The 24,319-nt window shown below is 40.7% G+C and carries 18 protein-coding genes and 1 riboswitch; of the genes, 8 read left to right on the top strand and 10 right to left on the bottom strand.

Annotated elements, in window-relative coordinates; genetic code table 11:
* Positions 1-194 precede the first annotated feature (194 nt).
* The 4 genes from H0184_RS10545 to H0184_RS10530 all read left to right on the top strand — a co-directional run bounded on the left by H0184_RS10545 (position 195) and on the right by H0184_RS10530 (position 4,331).
* The gene (locus H0184_RS10545; RefSeq protein WP_221824433.1) at positions 195-1,583 is read left to right on the top strand and encodes a S1C family serine protease; all 1,389 of its coding nucleotides are present in this window, start codon (positions 195-197) and stop codon (positions 1,581-1,583) included.
* A 177-nt stretch (positions 1,584-1,760) separates the two neighbouring features.
* Positions 1,761-1,982, top strand: coding sequence for a hypothetical protein (locus H0184_RS10540; protein WP_221824168.1), 222 nt, complete (start codon positions 1,761-1,763; stop codon positions 1,980-1,982).
* A 191-nt stretch (positions 1,983-2,173) separates the two neighbouring features.
* A complete protein-coding gene (locus H0184_RS10535; protein ID WP_221824166.1) occupies positions 2,174-2,740 on the top strand; it encodes a glycerol-3-phosphate acyltransferase in 567 nt (188 codons plus the stop codon).
* Positions 2,733-4,331 carry an aminotransferase class V-fold PLP-dependent enzyme gene (locus H0184_RS10530; RefSeq protein WP_221824164.1) on the top strand — a complete coding sequence of 533 codons (1,599 nt, stop codon included), beginning with the start codon at positions 2,733-2,735 and terminating at the stop codon, positions 4,329-4,331. The genes H0184_RS10535 and H0184_RS10530 overlap by 8 nt, the downstream gene beginning before the upstream one ends.
* Before the next feature lie 114 nt (positions 4,332-4,445).
* Here H0184_RS10530 and H0184_RS10525 read toward each other — a convergent pair whose 3' ends face one another.
* On the bottom strand, positions 4,446-5,930 hold the full coding sequence (locus H0184_RS10525) for a YifB family Mg chelatase-like AAA ATPase (RefSeq protein WP_221824162.1): 1,485 nt from the start codon (positions 5,928-5,930) through the stop codon (positions 4,446-4,448).
* On the bottom strand, positions 5,915-6,526 hold the full coding sequence (locus H0184_RS10520) for a transposase (RefSeq protein WP_221824160.1): 612 nt from the start codon (positions 6,524-6,526) through the stop codon (positions 5,915-5,917). Before H0184_RS10520 ends, H0184_RS10525 begins: the two co-directional genes overlap by 16 nt.
* Before the next feature lie 282 nt (positions 6,527-6,808).
* On the opposite strand from H0184_RS10520, the gene H0184_RS10515 reads away from it, so the two are divergent.
* Positions 6,809-7,258, top strand: coding sequence for a DUF6376 family protein (locus tag H0184_RS10515; RefSeq protein WP_221824158.1), 450 nt, complete (start codon positions 6,809-6,811; stop codon positions 7,256-7,258).
* Positions 7,259-7,289: 31 nt separating this feature from the next.
* Positions 7,290-7,595 carry a DUF3221 domain-containing protein gene (locus H0184_RS10510; RefSeq protein ID WP_221824156.1) on the top strand — a complete coding sequence of 102 codons (306 nt, stop codon included), beginning with the start codon at positions 7,290-7,292 and terminating at the stop codon, positions 7,593-7,595.
* 56 nt (positions 7,596-7,651) lie between these two features.
* On the opposite strand, the gene H0184_RS10505 is transcribed toward H0184_RS10510, so the two are convergent.
* The 5 genes from H0184_RS10505 to H0184_RS10485 form a co-directional block, all read right to left on the bottom strand.
* Positions 7,652-8,431 (bottom strand): energy-coupling factor transporter transmembrane component T family protein, encoded by a 780-nt coding sequence (locus H0184_RS10505; protein ID WP_221824154.1) that lies wholly within the window; start codon positions 8,429-8,431, stop codon positions 7,652-7,654.
* Positions 8,418-10,034 (bottom strand): ABC transporter ATP-binding protein, encoded by a 1,617-nt coding sequence (locus H0184_RS10500; protein ID WP_221824152.1) that lies wholly within the window; start codon positions 10,032-10,034, stop codon positions 8,418-8,420. Before H0184_RS10500 ends, H0184_RS10505 begins: the two co-directional genes overlap by 14 nt.
* A complete protein-coding gene (locus tag H0184_RS10495; protein ID WP_221824150.1) occupies positions 10,021-10,602 on the bottom strand; it encodes an ECF transporter S component in 582 nt (193 codons plus the stop codon). The genes H0184_RS10500 and H0184_RS10495 overlap by 14 nt, the downstream gene beginning before the upstream one ends.
* Positions 10,603-11,202: a Ykof family thiamine-binding protein gene (locus H0184_RS10490; RefSeq protein ID WP_221824147.1), complete on the bottom strand. Its 600-nt coding sequence runs from the start codon at positions 11,200-11,202 to the stop codon at positions 10,603-10,605.
* A gap of 86 nt (positions 11,203-11,288) precedes the next feature.
* A riboswitch (TPP riboswitch) is annotated at positions 11,289-11,386 on the bottom strand.
* A 252-nt stretch (positions 11,387-11,638) separates the two neighbouring features.
* Positions 11,639-17,626 (bottom strand): Ig-like domain-containing protein, encoded by a 5,988-nt coding sequence (locus H0184_RS10485; RefSeq protein ID WP_221824145.1) that lies wholly within the window; start codon positions 17,624-17,626, stop codon positions 11,639-11,641.
* Between the two features lie 261 nt (positions 17,627-17,887).
* On the opposite strand from H0184_RS10485, the gene H0184_RS10480 reads away from it, so the two are divergent.
* Together H0184_RS10480 and H0184_RS10475 are read left to right on the top strand one after the other, a co-directional pair.
* The gene (locus H0184_RS10480) at positions 17,888-19,105 is read left to right on the top strand and encodes a HupE/UreJ family protein (RefSeq protein WP_313771747.1); all 1,218 of its coding nucleotides are present in this window, start codon (positions 17,888-17,890) and stop codon (positions 19,103-19,105) included.
* 194 nt (positions 19,106-19,299) lie between these two features.
* The gene (locus H0184_RS10475; RefSeq protein ID WP_221824143.1) at positions 19,300-21,339 is read left to right on the top strand and encodes a molybdopterin oxidoreductase family protein; all 2,040 of its coding nucleotides are present in this window, start codon (positions 19,300-19,302) and stop codon (positions 21,337-21,339) included.
* Positions 21,340-21,383: 44 nt separating this feature from the next.
* On the opposite strand, the gene H0184_RS10470 is transcribed toward H0184_RS10475, so the two are convergent.
* The 3 genes from H0184_RS10470 to H0184_RS10460 all read right to left on the bottom strand — a co-directional run bounded on the left by H0184_RS10470 (position 21,384) and on the right by H0184_RS10460 (position 24,265).
* A complete protein-coding gene (locus H0184_RS10470; RefSeq protein ID WP_221824141.1) occupies positions 21,384-22,589 on the bottom strand; it encodes a hypothetical protein in 1,206 nt (401 codons plus the stop codon).
* Positions 22,590-23,060 carry an RNA polymerase sigma factor gene (locus H0184_RS10465; protein WP_313771746.1) on the bottom strand — a complete coding sequence of 157 codons (471 nt, stop codon included), beginning with the start codon at positions 23,058-23,060 and terminating at the stop codon, positions 22,590-22,592. It lies immediately after the preceding gene.
* 230 nt (positions 23,061-23,290) lie between these two features.
* Positions 23,291-24,265 (bottom strand): ring-cleaving dioxygenase, encoded by a 975-nt coding sequence (locus tag H0184_RS10460; protein WP_221824139.1) that lies wholly within the window; start codon positions 24,263-24,265, stop codon positions 23,291-23,293.
* Positions 24,266-24,319 lie beyond the last annotated feature (54 nt).

Raw genomic sequence — 24,319 nt, 5'->3', positions numbered from 1 at the left:
GGCCAGCGAATTGCTGGCTTTTTTAATGTCTACTTAAAGAAAGTGTCCGCCTGAGGTGGAAAGTGTCCACGAGCGGTGACAGGCACCAGAATAGAATTATTACTATTTATTTTATCGTACAAAGTTTCAATGATTGAATGAGGGCATATATTAGATGGAATTTCCAAATTTTATAGAGAGGGTGAATTTACTTGATGAAAAGGGCCCTTTTTACAATCCCGCTTAGTTTGATACTTATCGGGGTAATTGTTACCTCTTTTGTTTTAATGGGTATTAAACCAAGCTCTTCGAATATTTCTCAAGCTCAAAAGCTTGCGGAATACACGAAGCCAGCGGTTGTTCGGATTCTTGGCTACTCTGTAGTCGGATGGCAGTTTAATAATCCAAATGATCCAGAAGTTATGGCCATCCTAAATCAATTAAACTACCAGACTGTTGTAGGGGGCTCTGGCTCTGGGGCAATTATTAGCTCTGATGGGTATGTTGTTACAAATGCCCATGTTGTGGAAGCCGCTCAGATGGAAGATGAAGATATTGCCAATGCTGCGTTTGATCAGCTTGTTACGATTATGGCAGATTATTTTCAGGTAGATTATGAAACGGCGTATGAATATATGCTGACTTATACGCAGTATACCTCGGTTCAGAAAGTGATCAAAGTCATTTTACCAGGCGGTGATATACTTGACGGGGAAGTAAAAAGTTATGGGGCACCCGTCAATGAAGGGAAAGATGTAGCGGTACTTAAGATTGAAGGGAAAAACCTTCCTACCTTAAAGCTGGGAAATTCGGATAATATCCAAAATCAGGATAATATTTGGGTGAGCGGCTACCCAGCTGCTGCTGATTCTGATTTGTTATCACCAGATTCCTCTCTTGTATCTTCAATGAATGCCGGACAGATTTCTGCTACAGATAAGAAAACGGAGCAAGGAAGTCCAGTTATTCAAATAAATGCAGCTGCCACGCACGGTAATAGCGGCGGACCCGTAATCAATGAAAAAGGGGAAATTATTGGACTCCTTACTTTTAGAGGCGACACCGTAAATGGCCAAGAAGTTCAAGGGTTTAACTTCTCCGTTCCAGTTAATACCGTAAAGGAATTTACGAATCAAGCGGGTACAAAGAATTCTTCAAGCAATACAGATAAGCTTTATAAAGAAGGGCTCGAATTATATTGGGGCGGCTATTACAAAAACGCCCTTGAAAAATTCGAAGCCGTTCAGAGGCTCTATCCAAACCACTCCGAAATCAAGAAGTTTATCACAAACGCTGAACAACGAGCTGGGGACAGTAAAACTTTATGGACTGAATATAGAACCATTTTCTATATTGTGGATGGTGTTGCAGCTTTATTAATCATTCTGCTATTAGTATTCACTTTTGCGTTTAAACCGAAAAATAGACCTGCACTTGCTGCTGTGGGAGTACCGCAGACACCTCCGTCAGCACCACCACCGCCACAAGTGCCAGAAAACACCATCCCCGACCTCAACAACGATGGTAAAATTGACGTCCAAGACATCATCCTCGCACTACAAGAACAGCAAAAGAAACAACAGAAAAAAGACGAAGAAGAATAATATCAGTTGCATAAATCTATGTATAATTGTAGGAAAATGAATAAATGGTGACAGGCACCGAGGGATGCAATTAGCATCCCTTTTTCCTTTATTAAATGTATAAAATGCAATAGGAATTAATATCTATTAATAATTGTAACTTTAAAGGAGGAATGTCTTCTGAGGGGTATTTTACGTTTGATTGGTTTCCTCATTTTCATCTTTGGAGTATATTTGATTTTTGCTGATCAAGTATTTTTTGGTGTTATTTCTATTATATTAGCGTTTTTAATTTTTCCTAACCGAAGTAACAGTGGCGGCTCCTACCATAGTCATGACAATGACTATAACAGCGACCATGCCTTCAGCGCAGACAGTGATTCTGGTGGAGGGGACTCCGGCGGAGGCGGCGGTGATTAAAGAAAACATCCTCAACTGGAGGATGTTTTTAACTTATAGTGTAAGAAAAGCGACCTCTCTCTTTGTCTTCCCCCTTACTTTTGACTGTTGTTTTTACAAAGTATATGTGAATAATTTAGGAAACATTATATAATGGAAATAAATTCATTTTACCTATGGATTGCATAGAAATCACAAAGGTTGTGTTCCATATGATTTGGTTATATTTTATACTTTCCTATTTAATAGGTAGTATTATGTTTGGCTTTTTGATTACTAAAATATTCTACCGTAAGGATATTCGTGTTCAAGGAAGCGGTAATGTCGGTGCGCGGAATGCTGGCCGCCAACACGGTAAAACAGCCTTTGTGTTGATTTTCCTCGGAGACGCTTTAAAAGGTGTCCTCGTTATTCTAGCTGCACGTTACCTGCAATTCTCTGAAACTGTGCAACTATTGGGGCTTGCCCTAGCTATCTTGGGTCATATAAAGCCCATTACCCTAAAGTTTAAGGGAGGAAAAGGGATTTCAACTTTCATTGGCGGCATCATCACCTTTGACCCAATTCTTGTCCCGGTAATTATTCTAGGATTTTCCATCCTCTATACTTTTAAGAAAAGCTTTACCATTGCTGGTTTGGGAGCATTTCTTTTTATCCCAGTAGTACTTTTTCTAAAAAATAATGATTGGCTAAGTTGCACAATAGCATTAGGTATAATCGTTATGCTTTACGCAGCACATGCAGAAAATCTTAAGGAAAGGCTGAAACCCAATGAGTAAGCACGAGTTCTTTTTCAAAATTGCAACCACAGCTGATGAATTTGAACAAATTCATCGCTTAAACTATCAAACCTTTTCAGAGGAAATTCCACAGCACGAAAAGAATGAGGAACAAAAGTTAGTGGATGCCTTCCATGCTGAAAATACATATATCATCTGTGTAAAAGATAATGAAGTGATTGGAATGAGTGCGATTCGTGCTAACCGTCCCTTTTCACTTGATCGAAAAATTGGCCCTGTTGAGCAATCGCTATCCTTTCCAGTCCATTCACCCTGTGAAGTTAGACTTTTATCTGTCAAAAAAGAATATCGAAATGGACGAGTCTTTTTAGGACTCATGCAGTTTTTGATAAAATATTGCCTGAAAAAAGGGTATGATATTGCTTTTATTTCTGGAACAGTCCGTCAACTAAAGCTATACGGTCAGATGGGCTTTCAGCCTTTTGCTCAATTAACCGGCACTGATGAAGCACTCTTTCAACCTATGTATCTAACAAAGAAAACCTTTGACGAATCGATTGCAGGAAGAATTCTACCGCCTGCAATCCCATTTTTGCCAGGACCTGTCCAAATTTCTGATAAGGTCATGACCGCATTAAGCACAATGCCCATTTCTCATCGGTCAGATTTGTATAAGGAAAAACTGGGGAAGGCCAAACGTATTCTCAGCCAATTAGTTAACAGTAAACATGTTCATATTTTCCTAGGTTCGGGTACCCTTGCGAATGATGTGGTGGCTGGGCAGCTATCCTTAGAAACAGGACGGGGGCTAATCTTAGCTAACGGTGAGTTTGGCAGCCGTTTAGTTGAACAAGCCAGAAGATTTGGACTTCCATTCGATTTGCTTCAAAAAGACTGGGGACAGGCCTTCACACGTGATGAGATTATTGGTGAAATTTCGAAAGATACCAGTTGGATATGGGCTGTTCACAGTGAAACTTCTTCTGGTATGCTCAATGATCTTGATATGCTGAAGGATATTTCTGAACAGAATCAGCTCAAGCTTTGCCTTGATTGTATTAGCTCTTTAGGGGCAATAAATATAGATTTAGATGGAGTGTTCCTGGCTACTGGTGTTAGCGGAAAAGCAATCCGTGCATTAACAGGTCTTTCGTTTGTTTTCCACCACCACGAGGTAAAACCATCAGTGCGATTACCAAAATATCTTGATTTAGGAACATACATGGTAAAGGACAGTATTCCTTTCTCACAATCGTCCAACCTTTTAGAGGCTCTTTTGGCAGCATTAGAAGATATCAATCTAGAAACCTTTGAAAAAGTGGTGGACACTCACACTTTTCTAAAGGAGCAGCTAAAGCAAGCTGGTTTTACCATTATCAGTGAGAAAAACAGCTCACCCATCATTCTCACAATAGAGGTTCCAAGTCCCATTTCTTCTGTCATGATTGGTGACATTCTCTACAATCATGGCTACCAGCTGCACTACGAAAGTGATTATTTACAGTGTCGAAACTGGATTCAAATTGCCTGCATCGACCACTATCGAAAGGCAGACCTAGAAAAAATGGCCAACCTTCTAAAAAAAGTAATCACCTATGAACAAGGAGCCCTGCAAAAAAATACAGTGTAAAATATTTACAAAGCCACTGCCTGAAGAAATGGTAGTGGCTTTTTTACAGCTGCGGTGTCCGCCTGAGGTGGAAAGTGTCCACGAGCGGTGCCTGTCACCTTAATGATGAAACCCTTAACGAAGGTTTGCAGCTTTCCAAATACTTTCCTCCGTTATAGAAGAGTCCCCTTCTAGGTCGGATATGGTTCGTGCAAGCCGGATAATCTTTATTTGGGTACGGTTACTCCAATTTTCTTCAGCAGCAAGTTGGTGGATTATTTTTTTTTGATCTTGAGTTAATGGGCTTGTATTTTGCATTTCATCATAGCTGACTCTACTATTGCATAGTTCTCTTCCATACCGCTCAGATTGCCTTTTTCTTGCAGCCTCTACCCTTCCACGAATAAACCTTGAAGATAATTCTGCATTTTCAGAGCCCCTATCTAGATCAACAGGTTTTATTCTGAGATGTATATCAAATCGGTCACGAAGAGGACCCGAAATTTTATTTTGGTAAGCAATGATTTGCTTTGGTGTACAAGTACAATAATGTGTATTGGAACCAGCATATCCACATGGAAAGGGATTCATGGCACCAATTAAGATAAAGGAAGCAGGATAAGTTAGTGTTGCATGTGTACGGCTGATGGTAATTTTGCCATTTTCAAATGGCTGCCGCAGCATATCAAGTGTCTTCTTTGGAAATTCTGCAATTTCATCAAGAAATAAGACTCCTTTATGGGCTAAAGAAATCTCTCCAGGCTTGGGATAAGTTCCACCGCCTATAATGGAGATTCCCGATGCAGAATGATGTGGATTTCGAAATGGAGGGGTTTTGGCATTTGGATAGTTGATCCCGCTCAATTGGTGTAATGCAATTATTTCTAGTTGAGCTTCCTTAGACAATTGTGGCAAGATGGACGGAAAGCTCTCTGCCAGCATACTCTTCCCACACCCTGGCGGTCCAGTCATCAATACATGATGTCCGCCGGCGGCAGCCACCTCCAATGCTCTTTTTGTATCATTGTGGCCGATAACCTGATTAAAATCTATAAAGTTATTATTTTCCACATCTATAACTTGTACTTTTGGAGTAAAATTGGAAATTTCCTTTCCTTCTAGGTTTCCTATTAGTTCTATTAATGAAGATATATAGATAATTTCCAGCGCCTCAAAATTGAAGAGAGGAAGTTTTTCATCATAGGGCATATAAAGCCGATTAATACCTAAGTGTTTAGCGGCTAAGACCGCAGGAAGCATCCCTTCCACTGGCACGATTGCTCCGTCCAAAGAAAGTGCTCCTATGAATCCAGTATTTACGGGTATCGATGCGGCCAACTCATTTAGACTTACTAGCACACCAATAGCCATAGGAAGGTCAAACATTGGCCCGCTTTTCTTTTGTTCAGAGGGAGAAAGATTGATGATGATTTTCTGACCATTTACTGTATACCCTAATGACCGCAGTGCTGCGAGGATTCGCTCTTTGGATTCTTTTACTGCAGCATCTGGAAGACCAACAATTCGTATAGAATCATTGCCCACAAACGTTTTCACTTCAACATTTAAACGATATCCTTCCATTCCTTTTAATCCAATACTGGTTACTTTTGCACACATGGATTTACCTCTTTTCTAGGGATCATCATAACTTTTCCGTTATTGAGCAAAAAAAGGTCCATTAGCGGTGCCTTAACGTATTCCTCGTAATGCTTGGATGCTGGGCAGGGAAAATAAGAAAGGAGATGTTTGGTGTTAACAAGCTGGCTTATTTCGCCATAAACATAGGAGTTGTAACTGCTCCAGGGATAGTCTTCCAGCTCATTTATGAGTCCTGCTTTCAGTGGATTAAGATGGATATATTTACTTACATCGAATTCGTAATCTAGGGAATCAAGTAATTCAGCTCCATAGCGTTTTTCAAATACATGACCGGTATAGTCATACTTTTTATTAAAATATTTAGCGTATTTTGTGTTGAGGGTGCTCATGATTATGGCTGGAGAAGTGTCTGAGGTTTCTATTTGGAGATGAGTGTGATTGGTCATTAAACAGTAAGCGTGAAGAGTAAAAGAGCAGCGTTCCATGGTTTCTTTTAATAGGCTGAGATACTTCATTCGGTCTTCATCATCATAGAACAATGTAGATTTTCGATTACCTCTACTCGTAATATGATACTTCGCACCAGTAAACCAAGCACGGCGTTTTCGACCCATTGCGGTCACTCCTATTTATTAGATTTTAATTTGGGAAATTGCTAAAGCAAAAGAAAGTGGTCATTCAAAATATACCATTCGACAAGAATCTCCAAATTCCTTCCACAAAACCACCCCTACAAAAACTTTATGACTGTCCGCCTCAGGTGGACAGTGTCCACGAGTGGTGACAGGCACCACCATAACCAAGCTTCCTAGCACGCTTTCTGCTTTTATGTTATCCTTTATATAACACTAGCATTTAGTACTCCAAATTTGCCAAAACAAAACGGAGGTTTTAATTTGAGGAAATTATTGATTGTATTGTCTGCGAGCATTTTATTTTTTCTTGGGGGATGTTCTTTCCTTAATGATGCACAGGATACAATATCGTATATTAATGAAGCAACTGATTATTTAACCACCGCAACTGATTTTGCCAGTGATGCCCCTGCGCTTGCACAGCAAGCGATTAGTGACATTCAAGCAGCTGAGGATCTCCAGAACATGCTTCAACAAATGCAGGACAGCGCTCAAGCCTTTAGTGAAATTCAAGCCCCTGATATTGCAGCAGAGCTTCACCAGCAAATCATCGAGCAAAACAGCGTCATTACAGCCGAAATTGAAACATTGTTGAACAATTACAAAGATGGTCTTCTCGATCCTGCTATTCTTGAAAATACCGAACTGTTTCAGTCTGTCCAAGATATCACCAGCATCATCGACCAGATTCAACAGCTTAGCGGCGAATAGTTCATCTCCAATCCATAGGAGGTAGAGCAATTTGAAAAGATTCGTACTCTTTGCCTTCATTCTACTTTTTATCGTCCTCACAGGCTGCAATGTCAATGGTGAAGCTAATAATAATGTAAATGGGGAACCTGACATTACAGGCACAGTGAACGAAGTCAAGAGCAGCAGTATTTTAGTAGAAGATAAAAAATTGGGATTAATCTGGCTCTCTTTACCAGAGGGAAGTGACAGCAAAAACTTTGAAAAAGGTCAAAGTGTTGCGATTTGGACAGATGGAAAAATTCGAGAATCTTATCCATTACAAGGCACGGCTTTAAAAATTGAAGTCGTTGATTAGAAAAACAGGCTGAATGATTCAGCCTGTTTTCTTTTGGTGATATAATGCCTCAACCATTATAATTCACCATTGTAAAATTGTAAGTATCCAAGTTTCCAAGAGATAAAGGTACTAAGAAGGACGGCACCAATCATGAGAGTGAAAAAGAGCCAATCGATACGTGACACCGTAATCTCTCGGTAGAATATCCGATTTTTGTCACCGGTGAAGCCTTTTGATTCCATCGCAAGTGCAGTTCTCTCAGCCTTCCGTATCGCTCCTGCAAGCAGTGGAATCACATATCGCTTTATCTGCTTTACTTTTTCCGGAATCGTTCTTGCCCTTGCTACACCCCTTACACGATGCGCATTTTGCAAGGTTTGGAACTCCTCCTTGATTAAGGGCAGGAAGCGATATCCTGCCATAATTCCATAAGCGAGCTTTGGCGGCAATTTACACTGCTGCATTAAACTTAAGAGAAAGTCCGTTGGCTTTGTCGTCAGCGTAAACATAATTGATAATGTAGCAAAGCTCAGCACCCTAAGACCTAGCGAAACTCCTCTTTGAAAACCTTCTGCCGTCAGTGTCAGAAATCCCCATTTCCAAATGACCGAATCCCCTGCATGGAGCCGTGGAAATAGCATGGTTGACCAAACATAAATGATGGCGATAAATAAAAATGGAGCGAATAATAAGATCCATTTTTTAAAAGAAATGCGCCCGAATATGAACGTAATACTAACTGCCCAGATGATGGTCAGAAGTGGTGTAATTGGGTCAAAAAACAGTGATAGAATAAGAATGGAAATGACCACAGCAAATGCCTTAATACTTGGATTCACCTCATGTAGCGACATGAATCTCTCTCCTTACAAATTCATCTTGCAGCTGCTTCCTAAATGGCAGCTTCAATCTTGCACGATTTACAATTTCTTCATTTTCCCACAAACTCTCAGGCGTACCTGAGAAAATTAACTCTCCTGCATCTAACACATGTACAGTGTCGGCATATTGATCAACTAGCTCCATATCATGTGTAATCATCATAACAGCTCCACTTTTTTCCTCAAGAATTTCCATGATTTCATGTGCTGTATTCGCATCCTGGCCGAATGTTGGTTCATCAAGGATAAGAAGCTCCTGTTCATGAACGAGCATGGTTGCAACACTTAAACGCCGCTTTTGCCCTTGGCTAAGGGCAAATGGATGGGCATTCGCATGCTTTTCCAGTCCTATCTTTTCAAGGATGGAAAGAGCGCTGGCACGGTGTTCCAAGCCGAAGGCAATTTCTTCAAAAACACTGTCTGTAATAAACTGATGCTCAGGATTTTGGAATACGTACCCCAGTTTTTGAAATAAATCCTTCTCCTTCCACTTAGAAAGTGGAACGCCAAGAAACTGGATTTCACCTTGTGTAACTGGAATTAGTCCGGCCAAACATTTTGAAAGTGTCGTTTTCCCTGCACCATTTGAGCCAACCAGTGCAACCTGTTCCCCTTTATGAATAGTTAGATTAATATTTTTCAAGTGTCCGCGGGCATGAATTCCTTTGACTTCAAGAATGGGTTCCTTAATAGCTAGGGTTTTACTAATTTTCTTAGAAAAATCAAATGAGTAATCCAATCCTGCCAGCAGTTCACTCTTAAGGAGCGGAAGCCTCTCCCCTCTATACATGCCAGCAATCTTAGCTGTTAGTGCTGCTTCTACTACCTTTGGCAGCCAAATGCCTTCCTTTTTTAAAAAAGAAGCAAATTCTCCAAAACACTGTGCGGGTGTACCTTCAAATAGGAGCGAGCCATTGGAATCTAAAACAAGACAGGTGTCAATTAGCTCTACCCAATCATCAAGTTTATGTTCGATGACAATCAGTGTAAACGGACGCTCGTTCTTTATCAGAGCGATGGTTTCAACTAGTTCGGAGCTTGATACCGGGTCTAGGTTTGCCGTTGGCTCATCGAGTATGATAACCTCCGGCTCAAGCGCCAATACACAAGCAAGCGCCAACTTCTGCTTTTGTCCTCCGGATAGAGTATGAATGGTCGTCTTTTTATCATTTTGCAAGCCCACCAATTCTAGTGCCCTATCAATCTTTAACTCCATCTGTTCCCGGGGGATGTGAAAGTTCTCCAAGCCAAACGCGACTTCTTCTTCAACAGTCAGCATGCAGAATTGGCTTTCTGGATCTTGAAAAACAATCCCTATTTTTTGGTTAAGTTCACCTGCTTTAAAAGCCTCCAAACTTTGCCCCTCATAGGAAATACTTCCCTTTAAAACGCCATCGACGGCTTCTGGATATAACCGGTTAAGACAGAATGCCAGCGTACTTTTTCCAGAACCGCTTGGACCTAAAAGTAAAACAGATTGATTTTTACCAATTGAAAAAGTTAGGTCTGTGAAGATTTTGCGATCTTCATAGCTGAATTCCAGACGCTCTGCACTAATTTGCTCAAACGGTAACATTGCGTTTGTGTTCCTTTCCTAATGGAAAACTGCTTAGTGCACCGGTCTTTGCCAGGCCTTCACTTAAATACTTGCCTAGTAATCCAGCTAACAATGCACCGCTCACTAAGCGAACAAAGAACATTGCGGTAACATAACCAGGCGATAAGGCCGCAAATCCTGAGACATAAAAGCCCCAAGCAAAACTAAAAACAGAAGAACCCATCCCGGCTGCCATCAATACCCACGTCGAATAATTCTTCCATTTTGTTGCGGCAAAGACAGCCTCTGCACCTAAACCTTGGATCATGCCAGAAATGATCAACTGCGGTCCAACCGCGTTCCCCAGCATGACCTCAACCGTAGCCGCCACTGTTTCAGAAAGAAACGCTGCCCCAGGCTTACGAATAATATAAGCGGCAATAATCGAAACAATAAACCAGATTCCAAAAATCATATCATAGCCGATTAACCCAAATAATCCGAAAAGGACAGTACCTAGCTGGAGAAACAGCAGATAGACCACTGCAAAAACAACCGCTAGCACCGATAAAACGATGACTTCACGAAGCTTCCATTTTGCGAGCATTTATTTGTCCCCCTTTTTCGAAGGGCTGTTCGCGGACATCGCAACGGTCATGACAATATGAGTGGAATCACTATCATGTGCGCCTTGGAAAGCATCCTCCAGCGTTTTGAAAACCTTGTTTGCATCCCCATCAAGTCTCGATGCATAGTGAACACCTTTTGTAAAAGTTCCTTGGTCTTGTGCCAGTTGACATTGATCCATAATTACATTCATATATGTTGGAATCCCCATTGGGTATAATGCAAATTGGACAGCTACCTCTTGCCTGATTTCCGCTGACTTCTGCTCATTTAGTCTTTCAGCGTTTTCTGAAAGGTAGACATCCCCAGCTGAATCTCCTGGGCAGCCATTTGAAAACGTCGCCTGCAGGACAACATGGTCACCGTTTTTTGAGGATTCTAGGAAAATAGCTTTCACGACATCAAAAACATGCTCTGAACGGCCTCTTACACATGTACTTACATCATCACTTTCCATCCAAACTTTTGATGTATCCACTGCTTCTAATGCTGATAGAATAATATCTACAAACCTATCAGACATTGGATAAATCGAAAAACGCGCCCCTGTAATTTCACTCGTACCACAAAAATTAGACATTTAACATTCCCCCATTCGTTAATTGACAACAAAAAAACTGCATCCCTAGGGAATGCAGTCGAATGCTATCAACAGTAACGTAACGATAAGCTTCTCCTGCACTTCCCCACGCTAGTATTATCTAGATCGGGTCATAAGGGTCGGACAACGTCCTCTCAGCCAAAAAGCTCCCCTAGTGCAAAAACCGTATGCAATTTTCATTGTTGCCTCAATAGTAAGATAAATTTCCCAACTTGTAAAGGGTATTGTTTTTCGGTCGGTGCCTGTCACCGCTCGTGGACACTGTCCACCTCAGGCGGACACTTACTGTACGTTAATAGAATACTATAAAATAAGAGGTTATATTTATTTTGGGTGGATAGCTAATTAATTTAGTTTTTCCTCCAGTTAAAAAAAGGTGGAGAGAGTATTTCTACTCTATCCACCTTTTTCTTATTTATTTTCCGGGATCAACTTTAATAGTTATTTCTGTTTCGGCCTCAGAATAACTTGCGGAGAAACCATTATTGAAATGGTCTTTTGCTAGGACAATGACCTTGTAGGTTCCAGGCTTTTTAGGTGTCCAAGTTACTGAGCTATTTACTCCGTAATTCTGTAATAGGGTAATATCTCCCTTTTCATCTTCTAGTAAGAATCGATATACCGCATATCTGCTTCCTTCTGAAGCTGCAGAGAATTGATATAGGTTTTTAAATGCATGGTTACCTGTTACAGTGTGTTCAACACTGACATTTGTCACTACTTCATCTACAACCGTAACTTGAGTATCATCGCTCTTATTGTTGGCAGTGTCTAAAGCAGTCACAATAATCGTTTTACCCACTGCCTGCTTTGCTATGTTAATAGTGAACTGGCCCTCTGTATTCGCAGTTGCTTCGCCAATCTTTTCACCATTAACCTCCGCAATAACAGTTGCTCCTGCTTCAGCAGTTCCATTAATTATGATGTCATTATCGTTTACAGCATTTACAATAGGTGCTTCTGGTGCTGTAACATCCGCAACTGTTACTTCCGTACTTTCACTTACATTACCTGCAGTGTCAGTTGCTGTCACAAGAACCTTCGTACCTGCTACTTGCTTAGCCACTTCGATAGTGAAATAACCTTCTGCATTAGCATTCGTTGTCCCAATTTCTTGTTCATTAACTTTTGCTGTTACAACGACATTTGCTTCTGTTGTTCCGCTAATCACTGTGTCTTGGTCTGTTACTGGGTTTACAACTGGTACTTCAGGTTTACTCGTATCGGTACCGATCAATTCTTTCGTGTCTCTCACACGGATACGTGTACCATCTGCAAAAGTACCGGAAAGACCGACTGCTTCAAGTGTATCGCCAACTTTAAGGATAGGCACTGGACCGCTTTGGTTAACAATATAACCATCTGTAAAGACTAACACGTCCCCAGTTCCATCGTTGATGATATAAGAATTATCGTCAAATATAGATACCACTTTTCCTTTTACCTTAACAAGTAAACCTTGGTTGGCATCAGATGTTGCTTCAACCGTAGGGACCACCTTAGGCTGTACTGGATCACCTGTACCAATTTTTATAACATCCTGGTCAAAACTAGTAAACTCAATCTCTTTGTTTCCGTCGAAGGTAATAATATGTCCGTAAATACGAACTTTATCACCTGGTTTAATGCTTCCCGCCGGAACTTCCTGGAAAGCCATGATACCGCCAGTTTCATCCTGTACATAGAATGCGTCGAAGAATACGCCGGCACCCGTTGTTACCGTTCCTTCTATTACCGTTGAAGAGTCCTCTGCTAAACCACGGGCCTCCCCAATCTTGGTAACTTTTGTTTCACGTCCCGCAAGCCAGTTAACTGCATTTAGCGAGAATTCGTCATTACCTTTTGGTTCATACGCTTCATCAATCTGCTTGTCATTAAAGATATTCATACCAGACACGATGACACGGCCATTTTCACCGATTTCTTCAGAAGCAATCAACGGAATGGCTGAGCCTCCAGTAGTATCAGAAACGGCGTCGTACGTATAACCGCCTTTAATATTCCCTTGATACGTAGTTTCATTACCCTTAGCTAGAATAGTAACTTTGCCACCGTCTAATAGTGGTTGGTCATTCACGCCTGATAAACTTGTTCCGCTGTAGTAATCTATGAACGATACGCGGTCAGTTATATAGTTTGACACTAATCCAGGGAACACTCTGACTGCAAATGGACTTACTTTTGGATCACTCCAGAAGTTCCCTGATTTACTATCATCAAACACTCCATCATTACCCATTCGGATAGCAGAACCAATTTCCGCCAGCAATGAGTTATTGATTGTTGGGTCTGTGCTGTTATTACTCTTACCAGCAAACAAGACAGAACCGCCATTTTTCACAAAATTAGCAATCGCAGTTTTCTCTTCTGCTGTAAAGGCAACGCGATTGTGTGTAACCACTAAAACCTTAACGCTGCTTAATACCGTGTCTGTAATCGTTTCTTTGTTTTCAACAACAGTATATCCTTCTTTTTGTAAAAGAACGGTGAAGGCTTTTAGGTTGTCTTTATACGTTCCACCATCTGAACTTGTGTTTTCATTGTTGTGTTTCGCATCAATCATAACCTTAATGCCGAGCGGCTCTTTTACATCTACATCTAGAGTAAACTGATTGCCTCCATATTCAGATGTAGTGACAGCAATTAACTTGTGATTGCCCTTTGTTGCGTCGTTCCAGGTGAATGTTGCTGTACCTACACCCTTTGAAACGATTGATGAAAGGTTTTGTGTACCGAAAAGGTTTGATTCTTTTACCTCATCAAAATAAAGGTCAACCTTCACATTTTGTACTTCTTGCGTACCATTGTTGCTTACATTTGCTTTTAAAGTAGCAGGGTTTCCGGCAATAATAACATCACCTTCAACATCGATTCCGTTAACACGTACGTCTACTGCTTCTTCTTTCGACCAGATTGGAGCAGAATACATTCTCTCACCATCTGCTTGTGTTACTCGAACGACAAACCATTGTTGACCGCCAGCAACCTTATAAGAAGGTTCCCATGTGAAATCTTTTGTCATTGGTGAGTATGAATCCACTACAACTCCGCCATTTGTAATTAGTTCTACTTTTTCAACTCTATCATCTGATTTATAATCAGCAGCCAAGTAGTCATATTCACTCATAGAACGATTTTCAGCAACTAAGTCGCTTCCTGTAATATTGAATTTTAATTCCTTGCTATCAACGGTGGAACCCATATAATAGCCATTTGCCAATACATTCAGTGTGAAGTTTGGATCTTCTACCATGTATACACGCATATTACGCATTGAGTGTAATAGAGATGCTTGTGAAAGATCATCGGCAACGATAACTGTACGCGCTCTTGTTTTTCCCCATGTTCCTTCATGGTTATCCTCACCATAAGTTGGAGCTACGTGCCAGCCTAAATCCAGTACAGAGAAGAATTTCTTCTCAGCATTCGCATAAGCGTAGTGTCCTGAACCATTACCAACTTCAAGCATGGTGAAAAGCTTGTCCACTTCCTTGTTATAAGGTTTGAAGTTGTTGAATGCATTGTTTGACATATCTGGGTGGTTAAACTGTCCAACGATGTCGTCATATGTCATAACCCATGCATAGTATTGGTTTAAATCTTGGTATTGCTTTCCGTTAATATTACGATCAATGAAGTTCTCTGATCCAAAGATATTTGAATGTCCCCATGTTGTAGAAGTCATTTCAAATGCTGGGAAAACTACATATTCACCATTTTCAGTGTTCTTTACAGCTAAATCCTTCGTTAACTGCCAATCTGAACTACCTGTACGTTCCTGCATACCATCACGAACCACTGTGTCCTGACCAAGTAAGGTTGGATCGATATCATGTGAATGGTCAGAGAAAGCAAACCAGTCATATCCGTATCTTTTACCAGCCGCAACCGCTGCTTCTGGACTTCCCGCACCATCATGAGAAATATTCGTATGATTGTGAGTTGTTCCACGGAAATGCTGACCGCCAGTGAAACGAGGAACAGATTCAAATGTCCATTCTTTCGTGCCGGTATTCCCTTTAGAGTCAGTTGCTTCTACTTTTACAGTATGAACACCGATTTCAAGGTCTTGCTCAGGTGTGTATTTTACCTGTTTTTTGCTGATTGTTGCGTTTGTTACTTCAGTTCCGTCAAACCAAACCTTAACAGTTGTTGTATCTACTTCACTTGGATCTTCCATTACAACTGAAATTTCTGGTCGCGGGCTTTCTACCCTAGTTCCATTTTGAGGAGTTTCGCTTAGGAATTCTGGTGCAAAGGTGTCTGCAATCAAGGTCACTTGATGCGGCGCACCAGCTGTTCCAGAAGTTTGCGTCTTTTCTCCTGATTTTGCTTCAATATAATATTCAAATCCAATTGCCGGTACATCAGCTCCATTAAGAGTTGCTGTATAACGACCTTCTGTTGTAGAAGTCATTGGAAGTGAAGTATATTCTGTTGCTCCTATTTCACGGTAGTAAGCTGTTACAGACTCAGCACCACTAGCAGCCGCAACAAATTCTATATTTGCATCTTCATAAACCTGAGTTAGAGGTGTATGGTTTAAGTTTAACATTGGTGTAATGTCTTTTACGTCACGTGGAAATACTTGATATCCATTAACATGTGTTGCATTTGTTGTATATTGCCCCACTATTCCTGTTACAGAATAGCTGTTGCCGATTATGAAATCTATGTCAGGCTTGATACCAGTAGATCCCATTACTCGGATAGTAGTTGCTTTATTGTTTTCATCTACCAATGTAACGTTGTAATTCGCACCAGTAGCTGCTACTGTTGATACTTTACCGCTTACTTTTACAAGGCTTCCTTCAAGAGGCTCGGCCACTGTAAATATATTTAAATCAAGAATGGTAATATCTTTTACAGCTGGAATTGGATTTCCTTCGCTGATTTTAACAATTGCAGTTGGTTCAAACTCAGTTAAACCATTATAAACGATGACTTTTCCCGTTACTTTTAGTTTGTCCCCGCGTTGAATGCTGAGATTTGAATCAAAGCTTCCGAATACGTTGATACCGCCAGTTGTGTCTTGTATATAATAGTTATTTTTCTGAGTTCCAAGAACACCATTTTGAACGGTTACTATACCTTCAATCGTGTAAAAATTGTTTAGGTTTAGCAAAATCCCTTTAGAATCTGTTGCTTTTACCTCATTTAAAGGTGTAACAACATCTAACACAGCTTTTTCAATCGCGACAGGAACGCTTTCTAACATAGTTCCTTTATCACTAGTTGTCTTTTGTGTAACATAAACTTTATCAGGAGCATTGTTAATCGTAATATTGAAATCTCCTGTTGCACCAGCTTTCACTTCAGCTGTATTTAATTTTTGTGTAGCCGCTTCATCGGCATATACATTAATAATAGCTTCCTTAACAGCAGCACCCGCACCGCCAATTAAAGTACCCTTACCAGCGTTTACCATGTAGCTTAGCTTATCAACTACAACATTGGCACTTGGTCCTGCTTTATTAATTTGAATAGCAGCACTTTCATCTAAATCAGTCTGTGTGGCAGCAATAAATACTGCTGATAGCACTTTTTCAGAAGTGAAGGTAATCTCAAAAGAACCGTTTTCTTCAGCTGTTGCTGTCGCAAGAGCAGTTCCTTTGTTTGCGTTTTCATAAATTTTAATTGTGGAATGGCCCTCAACAGCTTCAGGTCCCCCTGTAACTTTTACAGAAGTACCAGTTTGTAAAAATTGAATATGAAAACCTTTAGGCTGCAAACTTATTTGTGGAACCATTGGCTCTTCAGGAGTGCTTGCAGTATTTTTTGGCACTGGCGTTACTGCAACAAAGTCTGTTTTGTTGTCATCGGAATCCCAAGCATTTCCTTTACCTGCTGCAGGTTCTGTGTTGGCGTATGGTCTACGCTGAACACTCTTGGTAGCCGAAGGTGCTGGGGTTGGCCCCGTTCCTTCAAAAACACTAGCAGTAGAACCAAATCCTACATAATCTATTTCTACTGATTCGTTACTTACTAATTTCACTTTACCTGCACCGGCACCCATACCAACTGAGCCCGATGCGTCAGGAGTAGGAAGGTCAACACCGTTTGCTCCTCCGCCTTGTGAAATTAAATAGTATCCATAAGCTGGTATTTTTCCAGACAGAGGTGTCCCCGTCCAAGTCGTCCCGCCCGCTGAGGCATATTCAACTTTCCAGCCATCTAATGAAACTTCTTGGTCAGTTGGGTTATATAACTCAATAAAGTCCTTATTAAACGGTGCTCCGCTATTACCCCCACCGCCATAAACTTGAGAGATTACGACATGACTTGCCTGTTCGGCATAGGCTTTCCCCATTAAGCCGCTAGGCAAAAAGGTGCTAACTAATAAGAGAAACGCCATGAATGTGCTTGTCCAGCGTTTTAAATCTTTCCTCTTGCTATAACTCATCTCTGTACCACCCTTTTGTGTTGTTTTTCCTTCTATTTCTACTTTTCAGGTAAATAGTCTCCTCTCTCCCTCTCTCAATTAATATATAGCTCTATTATTCTACAAAATTTTCACCAATATAGGAATAACCAAAATCATGGAATTATACTGATAATTTACCTCTTATGTATACAAACTCAGATGAAATGTGATTATATATAGGAGGATTTCTTTTTTACGTTTAAAACTATTTTATAAAAATATTACAAAGGAGGTTGTTTAGTGATTTCTTTTTTTGACAAAAAAGGACAAGTATTGAAATTTCATTTTAAATTGAGTAGATTACTTAATATACTTGCCATATTTTTTATGATATCTTCATTTTTCCCATCCTTAACATATGCCCATGCCTATAGCGCAAGTTATACAAATATAAAGATGGATCCGGAAAAGACAGAGTTTGTTTTTTCTATTGATACCCTGTCAATTATTGAATTAATAGAGAATATTGATAAAAATAAAAACAATGAACTCGAGAAATCGGAAATGAAAGCGGAAAATCATGAGTTAGAGGAACTCGTTCACCACCATTTAACTCTTGACTTAAACAATCGGCAGCAAGAACCCACTTTGGAAAAAATGGTCATAGAGAAAAAGGAAGATAAGATATTTTTAACCTATTATTTAACCTTTCCAGCCTTTTCTGCCGGAGACACTCTTAGCCTCAATGATGGCCTGTATGTAAACGATCCGGCTACCAATTATGTTAACTTAATTTCCTTTGAGTTTGCTGGTACAACCGGCCAGGCTATTTTGCAAGGAAAAGAGCGGACTTGGACGATTCTCTTAACTGAAGCTCAGGAGGAGCAGCCACAAGATGGACAAACGGCGCAGCCTGACGAGAGTTCAGAACAGGAAAATCAATTAGAAGCAGCTCCTGCAGAAGAGACATCCAATTCCGGATGGTTTTCCTTTTTCAAATTAGGCATGCTCCATATTTTAACGGGGTATGACCATCTGTTATTTTTATTAGCATTACTATTGAGAAAGCAAACGTTCAAGCAATATGCAGCAATCATCACTTCTTTTACGATTGCCCACAGTATCACGATTAGTTTAGCTGTTTTAGGAATTATCACTCTGCCTTCACGTTTTGTTGAGGCGGTAATTGCCTTTAGTATTGTTTATGTTGCGCTCGAAAACATTTTCCGAAAAGAAATCAATCATCGCTGGGGCCTAACCTTCCTATTCGGTTTAATTCACGGTCTTGGTTTTGCCAATATCTTAAAGGAAATGAACATCCCAAAAGCCGACTTGGCGGTTGCTTTAGTCAATTTTAATATTGGAATCGAGGTTGTCCAGTTAGCATTGGTATTACTCGTTCTACCACTGTTAACCTATATGTTCAAACTCAAATCATCGGGACTGATTATTAAGGCTGGGTCAATCATAGTCGCAGCACTGGGAGCCTTCTGGCTTATAGAAAGACTCTTCACATAAAAACCTAACTATCAAGGACTATCCTGCATTCCCCATCTAATCGAAGGGAAGCAAGATAGTCCTTTTTCCATACGTGCAATATTTATGCACTTGCTCAGCCCTAGAAGCTGTCATATGATAGAAAAAAATATACAATGATGTATAAATGGTGACAGGCACCGCGAAAGTGTCACCGAAAAGGAGGTCAGCCCGCAATGGAACAGAGTGGGGTTTTTAAGTCTGTTTGCCCGCTGGATTGTCCAGATCAGTGTGGTTTGCTGCTGCATAAAGAGGATGGAAGGATTGTTAAAGTTGAGGGGGATCCGGAGCATCCGGTGACGAAGGGGAATATTTGCAATAAGGTTCGGCATATGACTGAAAGGATTTACGATGAGAACCGACTTAAATATCCTATGAAAAGGGTTGGAGCTAAGGGCGAAGGAAGGTTTGTGCGAATCAGCTGGGACGAAGCTATTTCAACTATTACTTCCCGTTGGAAGGCACTTGTTGAAGCAGATGGTCCAGAAAGTATTCTTCCCTATAGTTTTTATGGAAACATGGGGCTGCTGACTGCCGAGGGAATGGACCGCAGATTCTTCAATCGCTTAGGTGCGTCTCAGCTGGAACGAAGTATTTGTAACTCTGCCGGATCTGCGGGTTACAGATATACCATTGGCGGAAGTTATGGCGTAGATCCTGAAGATACGATACATTCTAAACTTATTATTTTTTGGGGCATTAATGCAGCTAGTACCAATATGCACCAAGTAGCTCTCGCACAAAAAGCACGCAAACAAAATGGCGCTAAAATTGTGGTAATTGATGTCCATAAAAATCAAACTGGCAGATTAGCAGATTGGTTTATTCCGATTTTACCAGGTACAGATAGTGCTCTAGCACTTGGACTTATGCATATTTTATTTGCGGAAAACATGGTTGATACCAGCTTCCTGCAGCAATATACAGTCGGTTATGAGGAACTGCGCGAGCATGTTGTTCAATATGACCCTATTACCGTTTCAGGAATTACCGGTGTTCCTGTTGAAGATATCTATAAGCTTGCTAGAATGTATGGAAATACTTCACCTTCCTTTATTAGAATCGGGAATGGACCACAGCACCATGACAATGGCGGCATGTTTGTCCGTACGATTTCATGTCTTCCTGCACTGACAGGTCAATGGCTTCTCAAAGGCGGCGGGGCCATTAAAGGGAATTCAGGGTATCTTTCAGTGAACACAACAAAACTCCAGCGTCCTCGGTTATTGAAGAACAAACAAACGAGGGTTGTTAACATGAACCAACTTGGCGAAGCACTGCTTTCGTTAGAACCACCTGTAAAGTCGTTGTTTATATATAGTTGTAATCCTGCTGTTGTAGCGCCAGAAGGACAGAAAGTGAGGCAGGGTCTTGAGCGTGAGGATTTATTCACAGTTGTCCATGATTTATTTTTAACAGAGAGTGCCAAATATGCTGATATTGTTCTGCCTGCAACCTCATCCTTTGAAAACACTGATATCTATACATCCTACTGGCATCATTATATTCAGATTCAACAGCCAGTGATTGAAGCATACGGTGAGGCAAAATCGAATGTCGATGTTTTCCGCTTATTGTCAAAAGGAATGGGATTTGAAGACGATGCCTTTGCGGAATCAGAATCAGAAATGATTGGACAAGCACTTGATTATTCTAGTAACCCATATTTGGATGGAATCAATTTTGAGAAGTTAGTAGAGAAGCAGTTTGTAAAAGCAAATGTCAAACCATTGTTCCCTGGCAAGCTGCGCACACCCAGCGGGAAAATTGAATTGTACTCTAAGCGGATGAAAGCATATGGATATCCTCCATTGCCAACATATATTCCATTAGTTCATGACGGGGACCATCCCTATCAATTTATCCCAGCACCCAATCATAATTTCTTAAACTCTACTTTTTCAAATAATCAAAAGCATATAAGTTTAGAAAAAGAAGCACGGTTACACATGAATTTGGATGATGCTGCCGCTGCTGGTATTGTGGATGGGGATCAGGTGCGTGTCTGGAACGGACGCGGGGAATGTATTCTAAAGGTGAGTGCAGGAGAAAACGTCCTCCCAGGAGTAGTCGTCTCCCAAGGACTTTGGGCAGATATTGAGGGTACAAAACAACTCGTTAACACACTAACACCAGACCGAATCGCCGACATGGGCGGAGGAGCAACATTCTTCTCAGGCAGAGTCAGTGTTGAGAAAATATACAGTGATGTATAAATGGTGACAGGCACCGCCCAAAGGGCGGTGCCTTGTTATTCGATCTAGAGCGAGAGTTCTCCAATGTTTTGCAGGAAGGCTCCTGTTTCTTGTTTGCCTTTTTCTTCTTCGATTGTACCTGTATTAAGTCGAATGATGTTTTGTAGGGTGCCTTTTAATTTCTTTTCCCGAACGATTACTTCACCCAGAATATCTAATGTTGCTGCCTTGGATCGCAGAACCTCTTCGCTTACATCACGATCAAGGATAAGCTGTCCATTAACTATAATAGAGACTGGATGGTCTAGGGCGAGAAATTGTTCGTTAGACCAAACTTCTTCCCCATCAATCACAATAAAACTATTTTCGTAAGGTAATACTTCAGTTTCCATCAGACTTAAACGTTCATAGACGAGGTCTTCGACTTCCTCGTGGCAAATGATGACGGAAGTTGAGTGTATTTTTTCAATTGCTTTCGTCAGCATATCTCTTGTAACGTCACTCTCAATAATAACTGGTTTATTTGTGAACCATTTTTTCTGTTGGAACCTGCGAATCGAGCGGCCATTTAGCCGCAGTTGCTTCGAAAGAACTTCATATCCAGCAGGAATCACTTCTACTTTACAAGTTGTTAAAGAAGCTGCTTTTTTATATAAATATGTTTCTTGATTCTCATATAGCGAGATTTTCCCATTCACTTCCAACTTGCTAAGCTTCTCACTGAATAGATCCATATTAAGGTCCTGTGCTAAAGCTAAAACTCCATTCACCACTAAATATAAAGACTCCTCTATCGATTGTAAAAAGGAATTCGTAAGTGTGAATTTGCCATTTTCAAACCTAGGCGGTGCACCATGATAGGTTTCTACTTCACCAGAACCTTTGGTCAACATCCTTCCGGCCAAACCAGATAAATGGGCTGGGCTATAAACCTTTCCATTTACCAGCATATTTATTTGCTCCGCTTGAACTTGGTCAGGCTGAATATCTGGATCGATAATAACAATACCATTTACTAGGATAAAAACCGGCTCTACAATCGAGGAAAGATAGTTTTGATTTAGATTTAAAACCCCATTAAAAAGGCGGTAACCCACTGGAACCTCGATACTAGACCCAATATTTCCAATACTCAGCGTTGACAATAGATGTGCATTTTCTTTCCCGTAGATAACTAACCCTACATTTTCAATACGTTCGATACCCTTCACGCTTTCTTCGGTTGCATTTACCAAATTTAACAATCCTACATTTCCAATTCGCTGACTCATTTATTTTTCCTCCTCTAAGATTTTCCTTAATTTCTTGATGGCAAGATGAAGCTTATAACGCACTGTCGACGCGGGAATCCTTAGCTGTTCACCAATCTCCTGACTCGAAAGGCCTAACCAATATTTTTTAAAAATAAGATCACTTAATTCTTGTGGCAAATGAGCAAGTAATTCGGTAACTTCCAAATGACTTACACCCGTTTCCTGTATGGAAAAATCAAAGTCATCCTCCCACTGTGTCAAACGCTGCTCTTTTCTACGATCATCGATTAACCTGTTTTTCATTACCCGAAAAAACCATGCACGCTGCTTGTAGATAGGTAAATTTAGCAGCTGTGGTTCGTTAAGCGACTTTACCATAGCGTCCTGAACCAAGTCATTGGCCTCCTGCCCATGTCTAGCAATGGAACTCGCAAACCGCAAGAGATCATCTTTTAACGCTTCATATAAATCACTCACTTCCACATTCACAGTGATCACTCTCTTTTTTCCAATTTTTTGTTCAATGAATTTCTTTGCTTTGGGAATTCAGTTGTTTTTGCCGCTTTCAGTTAGATAACGAATGAGGAAAGTAAAGTGTTGGAGAAATTTTTAATTATTTTTTAAAAATTTAAAATAGCGGGTTTTCCTATAGATTAATACAATTAGAAGATTGGCGCCATTTAAAAAGACAAGGCACTTGTCCTTGTCTTCCATAGAGGTTATTGAATTTCTAAATCTAATGGTCTGAGCTTAGCCTCAATATCTGCCCGGCGGGGTTCTAAAAATGGCGGCAGTGCAAGCTTTTCCCCTAATGTTTCAACCGGCTCGTCCACATCGAATCCTGGTGTGTCGGTTGATAATTCAAAAAGAATATGATTAGGTTCACGGAAATAAAGTGCCTTGAAGTAGTATCGTTCAACCTTACCCGAATTCATTAATCCTGAATCAGCAATTCGCTTTGCCCAATACTCATATTCTTCCTCATTCGGAACACGAAAGGCGACATGATGAACACTACCCCTGCCCGCTCGCATCCTTGGTAAATCAGGCCTGGTTTCGATGTGCACCTCAGCTCCTGGCCCGCCTTCACCTGTTGTAAAAACTTGAATCGCCGGAAAATCACCTTCAAGTGATGGGTAGGTGCCTGCCTGTGTAAAACCCATCACTTCTGTTAGAACGGTTACCGTTTTTTCGGGCACAGCCACCGTTAAGGTAACGGGGCCCAAACCAATGATGGCATTTTCAACCGGGACATCACTTTTATCCCATGGAACACCTGGACCTACTCCCGCTTCACCGTTATCCGCCACTAAAACTAAACGAGTGCCCTCGAAATCTTGAAAGGCAAGAGAATCGCGGTTGTTACGTTTCTCAATCTGCCCATGCTCAATACCAAACTTCTTAAATCGTTCTTCCCAATAATGGAGAGCTTGCGTATCCTTCACGCGCAGTGAGGTAGATGAAATACTCCCCACACCTGGATACGTATGCCCCAAACCAGGAATATCAAAGAAGGTAATCTCCGTACCAGGACTTCCCTTAGCATCACCATAAAATAAATGATAAGACTCTGTATTATCCTGATTCACCGTTTTCTTGACTAACCTCAATCCTAAAATCTTTGTATAAAATTGAAAGTTCCGCTCAGCCTTACCGGTTAAGATCGAAACATGATGTAAACCTAACAGCTTCATAAAATAGCCTCCTAAACGAACTTCAATACAATATCATGATCATGAGACGTTCAT

The sequence above is a fragment of the Neobacillus niacini genome, assembly GCF_019749295.1.
Taxonomy (GTDB): domain Bacteria; phylum Bacillota; class Bacilli; order Bacillales; family Cytobacillaceae; genus Neobacillus; species Neobacillus niacini_D.
Note: the sequence above shows the minus strand (reverse complement) of the source record. Positions and strands in the feature narration are given on the sequence as shown.

Bases quoted from the DNA above. Each gene is read 5' to 3' on its own strand.
- H0184_RS10525 (WP_221824162.1), bottom strand. From the start codon at position 5,930: ATGTGTGCAAAAGTAACCAGTATTGGATTAAAAGGAATGGAAGGATAT.
- H0184_RS10505 (WP_221824154.1), bottom strand. From the start codon at position 8,431: ATGTCGCTACATGAGGTGAATCCAAGTATTAAGGCATTTGCTGTGGTC.
- H0184_RS10530 (WP_221824164.1), top strand. From the start codon at position 2,733: ATGAGTAAGCACGAGTTCTTTTTCAAAATTGCAACCACAGCTGATGAA.
- H0184_RS10520 (WP_221824160.1), bottom strand. From the start codon at position 6,526: ATGGGTCGAAAACGCCGTGCTTGGTTTACTGGTGCGAAGTATCATATT.
- H0184_RS10470 (WP_221824141.1), bottom strand. From the start codon at position 22,589: ATGAGTCAGCGAATTGGAAATGTAGGATTGTTAAATTTGGTAAATGCA.
- H0184_RS10490 (WP_221824147.1), bottom strand. From the start codon at position 11,202: ATGTCTAATTTTTGTGGTACGAGTGAAATTACAGGGGCGCGTTTTTCG.
- H0184_RS10535 (WP_221824166.1), top strand. From the start codon at position 2,174: ATGATTTGGTTATATTTTATACTTTCCTATTTAATAGGTAGTATTATG.
- H0184_RS10475 (WP_221824143.1), top strand. From the start codon at position 19,300: ATGGAACAGAGTGGGGTTTTTAAGTCTGTTTGCCCGCTGGATTGTCCA.
- H0184_RS10460 (WP_221824139.1), bottom strand. From the start codon at position 24,265: ATGAAGCTGTTAGGTTTACATCATGTTTCGATCTTAACCGGTAAGGCT.
- H0184_RS10495 (WP_221824150.1), bottom strand. From the start codon at position 10,602: ATGCTCGCAAAATGGAAGCTTCGTGAAGTCATCGTTTTATCGGTGCTA.
- H0184_RS10485 (WP_221824145.1), bottom strand. From the start codon at position 17,626: ATGAGTTATAGCAAGAGGAAAGATTTAAAACGCTGGACAAGCACATTC.
- H0184_RS10500 (WP_221824152.1), bottom strand. From the start codon at position 10,034: ATGTTACCGTTTGAGCAAATTAGTGCAGAGCGTCTGGAATTCAGCTAT.
- H0184_RS10545 (WP_221824433.1), top strand. From the start codon at position 195: ATGAAAAGGGCCCTTTTTACAATCCCGCTTAGTTTGATACTTATCGGG.